This is a genomic window from Terriglobales bacterium (genome assembly GCA_035624455.1).
Taxonomy (GTDB): domain Bacteria; phylum Acidobacteriota; class Terriglobia; order Terriglobales; family Acidobacteriaceae; genus DASPRM01.
On the sequence record DASPRM010000141.1, the window covers coordinates 19,191 to 27,681 of the forward strand.

An 8,491-nucleotide genomic window follows, 5' to 3' on the forward strand; every position below is an offset into this window, starting at 1 on the left:
GATGACTGACAAGGAATTGAAGAAGCTGATCGAAACGGCTGAAAATGAACCGCGACTGGTGGCAGCAGCGGTTTCCGGTCTGAAGGACAAGGTTCTGGACTACAAACCGTCGCCGGAGAAGTGGTCTGTGCGTGAGATCCTGGCGCACCTGGCAGACGCCGAGATCATCTATGGCATGCGCATGCGGCAGATGCTGGCTGACAAAGATCCAGTTATCGGTCCAATCGATCAGGATGCCTGGGCGCAAAACCTGGGCTACCGGGAGACATCGCCTCCCGAGTCGGTGGCGCTGTTCGGATTGCTGCGCCACGCGAATTTGCGGGTGCTGCGGCGGATCAAGGCGGAGGACACGAAGAAGAGCGCTTTTCATCCTGAATACAAGCGTCAGTTTACACTGGAAGAGTTGCTGGGGCGCATGGCGGGGCATGCCGAGAATCATCTCGCGCAAATTGAAGAGCTGAAGGAAGCGGCCAAACAATCAGTGGTGCACTGAGGAATGGGTGAAGGCGACCATCGCTTGTAACTTCGCGTTCGCGGCCCCCGAATCCAGGGACTGAGCGGCCAGGGGCAGGCCGTCGGCAATGGAGCCGGCGCGCCCCGCTGCGACCAGGGCAGCAGCGGCATTCAACAGCACCACGTCGCGTTTGGGAGACCGCTCGCCTTCCAGAATTGATCGGATGATCGCGGCGTTGACCGCAGCATCGCCGCCGGCGAGATCGTCGAGGGTCCCGCGCTGCAGTCCGAATTCTTCTGGCGTGACCTCATAAGTGCGGAGCGTTCCTTCCCGAACCTCGGCCACACGCGACGGACCGGTGATCGTGATCTCATCGAGGCCATCGGCGCCGTGGACCACCAGTGCACGACGCAGGCCGAGCATCTGCAGAGCCTCTGCGACTTTGTCCACCAGTTCGCCAGAATAGACGCCGACCACCTGGGCGGAAGCGCGAGCGGGATTGGTGAGCGGCCCCAGCAGATTGAAAATCGTTCTGAGGCGCAGTTCGCGGCGGGCGGGCTGAACGTACTTCATGGCCGAGTGCATCGCGGGCGCGAACAGGAATGCGATTCCCACCTGCTCGAGGCACGCGGCAATTTTCGAGGGTGGAAGATTAATGTTGACGCCCAGCGCTTCCACCACGTCCGCCGACCCGCATTTTGAAGTAACACTGCGGTTGCCGTGCTTAGCTACGCGTACACCGGCGCCGGCAAGTGTCAGCGCAGTTGCGGTGGAGATATTGAAGGTGCCGCTGGCGTCGCCGCCCGTGCCGCAGGTGTCGACCAGCGCATCGCGTTCGGTACCGCTGACATCGAGAGCGGAATTGCGGCTCACGTCAAGGGGAACAGCGGCAGCGCGGATGGCTTCGGCGAACCCGACGATCTCTTCGACGGACTCACCTTTCATGTGCAGCGCCACCAGCAGAGCAGCGATCTGGGCATCTGTAGCTTTACCTTCCAGGATCTCCGCCATCACTTCCCGCGCGTCTGCACGAGACAGGGACTGGCAGTGATTGGCGATTTTGTGAAGGGCCTCGGTAATCACGGGTTCAAAGTACCCGAGCCTATCCCTGATTGCAAACTGGCGTGGAAGGTCTAGGGGTCCCGGCCGGTTTTTTGACCCGCGCCAGCGTCACAGGGCCGGAAATGCGATTCCGGCAGCTTCAGGCAACCTCTCGAAGCGGCAAGCCTCTAAGAACCTACGTTGCGCCACGGCCAACTTTTTGGAGGTTTTCAGGAAATGCGAAAGAGTCTGCTTCTACTTCTAATCTTGCTGGTCTCGGCGGGTTTGGCCGTTGCGCAGCAGGACGCTGCGTCTCCATCCTCGTCCCCGAGTTCACCTTCAAGCAGCCAGGCATCGCCTGGCAGCCAATCCACATCGCCTGGCATGCAATCCAGCTCGCCCAGCAGCCAGTCCGCCTCTGCGTCCGCTGGCGAGACCAGCATCGAGGGCTGCCTGGGTGGGTCCGCCGGCAACTTTACCGTGATGGATCAATCCGGAACCACGTATCAGCTGCAGCTGCCGGCGAATGCTGATGGTTCCAGCCTGAGTCAGCACACGGGACAGCAGGTGCGGGTGACCGGCACCGTTGCCGGCGCAGGTACTCCCAGCGCTTCCAGCAGCACCAGCAGCGCCGGGTCGACGGCATCCGCTACCGGATCGTCGGGTCAGTCTTCGATCAAGGTCAGCAAGATCGACAAGATCGCCGACACCTGCACCTCCAGCGCAACCAGCCCGAAGACCGGCAGCAAATAGTCCCGGCTCGAAACCCAGTCCCGGCACCGTTACAAGTGCCGGGATTTTTTTGCGTTCGCGGTCGCAAATGGCTTCGCTGACGTGATTCAGGTTGGGAATGCGCCGCTTAATCACAAAGGCCGGGCAGATGCGAATGGTTTGCCGCGTCCCGCGCCGTCTTATACAATCACGAGTTTCGTCTCATCGGCGTTAAAGCGGCTGTAGAAACCAGATCCGGACCATCCGCATGAAAATTCACGAATATCAGGCGAAGTCGATTTTGTCGAAGTATGGGGTTGCGGTGCCGCGCGGAGAAATGGCGGCATCGCGCGAAGAGGTGGAGATTATCGCCAAAAGGCTGTTCTCCGAGGGCGCCACCGGTGTAGTTGTCAAAGCACAGATTCATGCCGGCGGCCGCGGAAAGGGGGGCGGGGTCAAGATTGCGAAATCTGTGGCGGAAGCTGGCGACCTCGCCACGCGGATGCTGGGTATGCGGCTGGTGACGCATCAGACTGGGCCCGAGGGGCGGATTGTGCGACGGTTGCTGGTAGAAGAGACATTACCGATCGCCCGCGAACTCTATCTCGGGATGCTGCTGGATCGCGCCGAAGCAAAGCTGGTGATCATGGCATCGGCTGCCGGTGGGATGGAAATTGAGCAGGTAGCAGCGGAAAATCCTGATGCCATCCTGAAAGAGTACGTGGATTTTGGTGCGGGCCTGCAGCCCTTTCAGGCGCGCAAGATCGCTTTCTGGCTGGGATTGAAGGGCGCAGAAGTGAATCAGGCGGTGACGCTGCTGACCGCTCTGTACAAAGCTTATGTGGATACGGATGCTTCGCTCGTAGAGATCAATCCGCTGATTACTACCTTAGATGGCCGCCTGTTCGCGCTCGATGCCAAGGTGAACTTCGACGACAACGCGTTGTACCGGCACAAAGACATCCGCGAGTTCCGGGATATTACCGAAGAAGATCCGCTGGAAGTCGAAGCCTCGAAGTACGGGCTGAACTACATCAAGCTGGACGGCAACGTGGGATGCATGGTGAATGGCGCGGGACTGGCGATGGCGACCATGGACATCATCCAATTCGCAGGCGGGATGCCGGCGAACTTTCTGGATGTAGGCGGCGGGGCAAATGAGGAGCAGGTGACCCACGCTTTTGAAATTCTGCTTAGCGACAAGAACGTGCGTGCCGTGCTGATCAATATTTTCGGAGGCATATTACGGGTGGACACACTGGCCAATGGCGTGGTGGCCGCCGCAAGAAAGACGAATATCCAGTTGCCGATCGTGCTGCGGCTGGAAGGCACCAATGTTGAAGAGGGGCGTCAAATTCTGAAGGAATCCGGGTTGAACTTCACAGTGGCCGACACGATGAAGGACGCCGCGGAAAGAGTAGTGGCGGCTGCGAAAGCAGCATGAGGCGAATGTGACCAATAAAATCTGTCATTTCGAAATTGGCTGCCGCGACCGCGCCAAAGCAGCGCGTTTCTACTCGCAGGTCTTTGACTGGAAGATCGAGCAGAAGGGCGACCAGGCCATGCTCCGCACCGGTGATGATGTGGGAGGGCACCTTCATTCGCCCGGTCACGAGCCGCATCCGTACACAATCTTTTACGTGATGGTGGAGGATGTGGCAGCTGCTTTGAATAAAGCCGAAAGCCTGGGCGGAAAAAAGTTGATGGGCCCATTGCCGGTTCCCGGAGGCGGAGGCACGTTCGGCTGGTTTGCTGATCCGGAAGGAAACACCATCGGAGTTTATGCTGAGTAGAAACCCAAGCAACCCGCGGCCGTCCATGAGGCCAACTTTATGAGCGTACTCGTCGATCAAAATACAAAAGTCATTGTGCAGGGCCTGACTGGCAAGGAAGGCACCTTCCACGCCAAGGCATGTGCCGCTTACGGAACTAAAATTGTTGGCGGAGTAACGCCGGGCAAGGGTGGCACTGTTCATGAAGGCTTTCCCGTCTTTAATACTGTGCAGGAAGCGGTGGACAAGACGGGAGCAGACGCCAGCATGATTTTTGTTCCGCCGGCGTTCGCGGCCGACGCCATCATGGAGGCAGCCGATGCGGAGATCGAATTGATTGTCTGCATTACCGAAGGAGTGCCCACGCTGGACATGCTGCGCGTCTGGAATTACCTGCAGGATCGGCGAGCACGGCTGATCGGCCCGAATTGCCCAGGCATTATTTCTCCCGGCAAATGCAAGATTGGAATTATGCCCGGACACATCCATCGCGAGGGTAGCGTGGGCATTGTGTCACGCTCCGGCACCCTGACCTATGAAGCGGTTTACCAGCTCTCACAGAGAGGAATTGGGCAATCCACGGCGATCGGGATTGGCGGCGATCCGATCATTGGAACCAATTTTGTGGATGCGCTGGAGTTGTTCAATAAAGATCGGCAGACGGAAGCCATCGTGATGATCGGGGAGATTGGAGGCAATGCGGAAGAGACCGCCGCCGAATACATTCGCGGGAATGTTCGCAAGCCGGTGGTTTCTTTCATTGCCGGGCAGACGGCCCCGCCGGGACGAAGAATGGGTCACGCGGGCGCCATCATTTCCGGTGGCCACGGAACTGCTTCCGAAAAGGTAAAGGCGCTGGAAGCCGCCGGCATTCGTGTAGCCAGGACGCCTGCGGTAATTGGAGAACTGGTGGCGGAAGTACTGGGTGTGGCAGCACGGTGAGAATAAGCAGGCAGTAATCAGTAGTCAGTAACCAGTAGTCAGCAATCAGTAGTCAGCCCACGCCCTGTCATCTTGAGCGAGGACGGGGAATAACGATCCCCGTCCGAATCGAAAGACCTAGTGTTTTTGTCCGTACGATTAATTCATTGCTTTCTTAAAGAACGAAAGGATCCATGAGGACTTTAGAACGTACGCTTGCCATCATCAAACCTGACGCAGTTCACCGTAAGGCCATCGGCGACATTCTTCACACCATCGAAAGTCATGGCTTCCGCATCATCGGGATGAAGATGCTGCACATCAACAAGCATCAGGCAGAAGGCTTCTATGCGGTTCACGCCGGAAAGCCATTCTTTGACTCGCTGACCGAATTCATGTCCAGCGGACCGATTGTGGTGATGGCGCTGGAAAGAGATGACGCCATCAAGAACTGGCGCGACCTGATGGGCGCGACTAATCCGGCGCATGCCGCCGAGGGGACGATCCGCAAGAAGTGGGCTTCGAACATCGAGAAGAATGCCGTGCACGGTTCCGATGCCGACGACACGGCACGCTTCGAGCTGAGCTACTTCTTTGCCGGCTGTGAATTGGCGAAATAACCATGCCGCACGTTCAGATAACACTGCTGAAGGGACGCACCACCGATCAGAAGCGTAAGATCGCTGCGCGCATCACCGATGTGCTGGTGGAGGAAGCGCAAGCTGCCAAGGAGGCGATCAGCATCACGTTCGTGGACGTGGAGCGTGACAGCTATGCCCGCGCCGGGGTGCTGGTGGTCGATAAGAAATGAGCTGTTCTCCCCACCCTTCGCCAAAAGCAGGCGAAAGGGTGGGCCACCCAGGAGTTTACTGATTGATTAACCCCCTCTCCCTACCCCCTTGCTGAATATCAAAGGAATGGGCACCCGCGAGCGAAGCTGGGGCAGCTATGCGGGATCTTCACTCATTTTTTTTTGCCTGAACCGGCAAACAAAGGACTTAGAGGTAACTTCCGCATAACAAAGGACTTAAGTCGACGTACTAAAACCAGCATTTTCAGTTACTTACAAAAAAACCAGCCAAATGGCCGTAAGTTCCGCTTGAGTCAAGACTTATAAGAAGAAGGCAATCAGCCGTCGGTTTTCCGAGAGCTGATGGAGAATTAAGAACCACGCTGACGCCAACTCTATTTTCAGAATAGCAAACCGGGCAGGCAAAATGGGACATTGCTGGGCGAGATCTATTTGTCCCGCAATCAGCAGGTTGGGGCAAATTAGCGCGGGGAAGGGGTATTGACAACAAGGTTGGTAACAGCGTGTCCAGCCCAAGACTCCCAAGGTGGGAAGTCCAAGGCGCGTCTTCTGTCACTCTATCGGCTTGTACAAATCTCCCTGGAGGCGGTCGGCAATCGCTGGGAGCTGTTTGAGGACGTATTCCTGAAAATAAGGCGAGGCGCGGTGAGCTTGCAAGGCAGCCTCGTCGTCATATTGCTCGTAGACAAAGAAGCGGCGCGGCTCCGTCGTGTGCTGATGCGCGACGAACATGCGGCAACCGGGCTCGCGGCGGGCGTCGGCTTGCAGACGAAGAAAGGTCTCTGAGACCTTTGCTTCCTGGCCCGGGTGCGCCATCCAGGTTACGGCCAGCACGAGCATGTGATGTCCTCCTTGGAAAAAACGCGCATGTGGACGCGGATTGCTTCGCTGCGTCCTTGCTCGGATGACAGACTTGTGGTGACGACGCCGAAAGACAGAGTCTTCAACGTGCGGCCCGCGCGGCACGCCGGGGCTGGATTGCCTCTTCCGCTGCGATGCGTTCGGGGAGAACGGAAGCGAAATCTCCCACCAGCATGGTTTGCTCACGATCTGGCCCAGTGGAAACCATGCCGATGCTGGCGCCCACCTGCTTCTCAATAAAGGCAAGATACTCCCGGGCTTTTGGCGGCAGCTTGTCGAAGCGATTGATGCCGGAAGTAGATTTCTGCCAGCCGGGAAGCGTCTGGTAAAGACACTCGATTTTGTCGTAGCCGCTGGCCTGAGCGGGGATTTCCGAGGTCTTTTTGCCACCGATCTTGTAGCCCACGCAAACGGGAATCTCTGCCAGATGATCGAGCACGTCGAGCTTGGTTACCACCAGCCAGGAAATTCCATTGATCATGGCGGAGTAGCGCAATAGCGCCAGGTCGAGCCAGCCGGTACGGCGCGGACGTCCGGTGACAGCTCCGAATTCATTGCCACGGCGGCGAAGCTCTTCGCCAGCCTGATCGGGCAGCTCGGTGGGGAAGGGACCCTCGCCGACCCGGGTGCAATACGCCTTGGTCACACCGACCACCGTATCGATCCAGGTTGGAGGAACTCCGGTGCCGGTGACGGCGCCGCCGGAAGTGGCGCTGGAAGAAGTCACGAAGGGATAGGTGCCGTGATCGATATCGAGCATGGTGCCCTGCGCGCCCTCGAACATGACAGATTCGCCGCGCGCGATTGCGTGGTTGAGCAGCGCGGCCGTGTCTGCGACGAAGGGACGAACCTGCTCAGCAGCCTTCTCGTATTCGCGATAGATTTCTCCCGCATCCAGGGGCTCGGAGTTGAACAGGGCGTGAACGATGGTGTTCTTCTCGTAGACAGCGTTCTCGATGTGCTTCTTCATCAGCTCGTGATCGAGCAGATCGGCCACGCGCAGGCCGCGGCGTCCCATCTTGTCTTCGTAGGCAGGACCGATGCCGCGCGAAGTGGTGCCGATCTTCACGCGTCCGGGAGCATTTTCCGAGGCCAACTCGATCATGCGGTGATAGGGAAGAATGACCTGGGCGCGGTTGCTGACAAACAGGTTGCCATCGACTTGTACTCCGGCATCGCGCAGCATGCGGATTTCTTTCAGAAGCGCGAAGGGATCGAGGACGACACCATTGCCAATCACAGCTTTGCTGCCGGGGCGCAGAATGCCGCAGGGCACGAGTTGCAAAATGAATTTCTTGCCATCGATGGTTACGGTGTGACCGGCGTTGTGGCCGCCGGCGTAACGGGCGACCAGGCTGTAATGGTCCGAGAGGTAATCGACGATCTTGCCCTTGCCCTCGTCGCCCCATTGGGCGCCGACGATAACCGCAGTCCTGCCTCGATTCACGGCACACTCCACACACGTCCAGCACTGGGCTGGCGGATTGCACACAGCGAACCCGAAGATTGCGAGAAAGCGTCTGAATTACGGGGAACGGGAAATCGTACAGGCTGTGTACGGATCATTCTACCTTGGGGTAAGCGGAGGGGCAATCCGATCAAGAGCTACCATTGGGTCGAGATGAGCTAGTCAGGGCAGCACTCCGTCGAGGATGCGCCTCGACCTCCCACCCTAGCCAAAAGCAGGCCAGGATGGGGCACCCTCAGGATCTTGTGCGTTTGGTTAGACTGTCTATATGCCTGAACTTCCCGAGGTGGAAACCATCGCGCGCAGCCTGGGACGGCGGGTTAGGGGTGACGTGATCGAATCGGTGTGGATCGGCGAGAAACTGGAGCCGCTGAAGTCACCAGCGGCGGACATTGTCTCGGTGCTGGAGGGGGCGCAGATCGCCGGTGTGCGGAGGGTGGGAAAGCATCTGG

General features: G+C 58.2%; 11 protein-coding genes. 8 read left to right on the plus strand and 3 right to left on the minus strand.

The annotated features are described in order from the left end of the window. Position 1: 1 nt before the first annotated feature. On the plus strand, positions 2 to 493 hold the full coding sequence (locus VEG30_16010; protein ID HXZ81434.1) for a DinB family protein: 492 nt from the start codon (positions 2 to 4) through the stop codon (positions 491 to 493). Here VEG30_16010 and trpD read toward each other — a convergent pair. Next, positions 479 to 1,537: an anthranilate phosphoribosyltransferase gene (gene trpD / locus VEG30_16015; protein ID HXZ81435.1), complete on the minus strand. Its 1,059-nt coding sequence runs from the start codon at positions 1,535 to 1,537 to the stop codon at positions 479 to 481. The genes VEG30_16010 and trpD overlap by 15 nt on opposite strands. Before the next feature lie 195 nt (positions 1,538 to 1,732). Between trpD and VEG30_16020 the strand changes: the two genes are divergently transcribed. The 6 genes from VEG30_16020 to VEG30_16045 all read left to right on the plus strand — a co-directional run bounded on the left by VEG30_16020 (position 1,733) and on the right by VEG30_16045 (position 5,710). After that, complete coding sequence (locus VEG30_16020) at positions 1,733 to 2,248, plus strand: hypothetical protein (protein ID HXZ81436.1); 516 nt, start codon at positions 1,733 to 1,735, stop codon at positions 2,246 to 2,248. 226 nt (positions 2,249 to 2,474) lie between these two features. Beyond that, positions 2,475 to 3,650 carry an ADP-forming succinate--CoA ligase subunit beta gene (sucC, locus tag VEG30_16025; protein HXZ81437.1) on the plus strand — a complete coding sequence of 392 codons (1,176 nt, stop codon included), beginning with the start codon at positions 2,475 to 2,477 and terminating at the stop codon, positions 3,648 to 3,650. A gap of 7 nt (positions 3,651 to 3,657) precedes the next feature. After that, positions 3,658 to 3,999, plus strand: a complete 342-nt coding sequence (locus tag VEG30_16030; protein HXZ81438.1) for a VOC family protein — start codon at positions 3,658 to 3,660, stop codon at positions 3,997 to 3,999. Between the two features lie 39 nt (positions 4,000 to 4,038). After that, positions 4,039 to 4,920: a succinate--CoA ligase subunit alpha gene (sucD, locus tag VEG30_16035; GenBank protein ID HXZ81439.1), complete on the plus strand. Its 882-nt coding sequence runs from the start codon at positions 4,039 to 4,041 to the stop codon at positions 4,918 to 4,920. Positions 4,921 to 5,093: 173 nt separating this feature from the next. Continuing rightward, positions 5,094 to 5,519, plus strand: a complete 426-nt coding sequence (gene ndk, locus VEG30_16040; protein HXZ81440.1) for a nucleoside-diphosphate kinase — start codon at positions 5,094 to 5,096, stop codon at positions 5,517 to 5,519. Positions 5,520 to 5,521: 2 nt separating this feature from the next. Continuing rightward, positions 5,522 to 5,710: a 4-oxalocrotonate tautomerase family protein gene (locus VEG30_16045; protein ID HXZ81441.1), complete on the plus strand. Its 189-nt coding sequence runs from the start codon at positions 5,522 to 5,524 to the stop codon at positions 5,708 to 5,710. A gap of 552 nt (positions 5,711 to 6,262) precedes the next feature. Here VEG30_16045 and VEG30_16050 read toward each other — a convergent pair. Together VEG30_16050 and VEG30_16055 are read right to left on the minus strand one after the other, a co-directional pair. Then, entirely contained in the window at positions 6,263 to 6,550 is a 288-nt protein-coding gene (locus VEG30_16050; GenBank protein ID HXZ81442.1) for a putative quinol monooxygenase, read from the minus strand. A 103-nt stretch (positions 6,551 to 6,653) separates the two neighbouring features. Next, on the minus strand, positions 6,654 to 8,018 hold the full coding sequence (locus VEG30_16055) for an adenylosuccinate synthase (protein ID HXZ81443.1): 1,365 nt from the start codon (positions 8,016 to 8,018) through the stop codon (positions 6,654 to 6,656). Between the two features lie 289 nt (positions 8,019 to 8,307). Between VEG30_16055 and VEG30_16060 the strand changes: the two genes are divergently transcribed. Next, the coding region (locus VEG30_16060; GenBank protein ID HXZ81444.1) for a DNA-formamidopyrimidine glycosylase family protein at positions 8,308 to 8,491 on the plus strand (184 nt) is incomplete at its 3' end.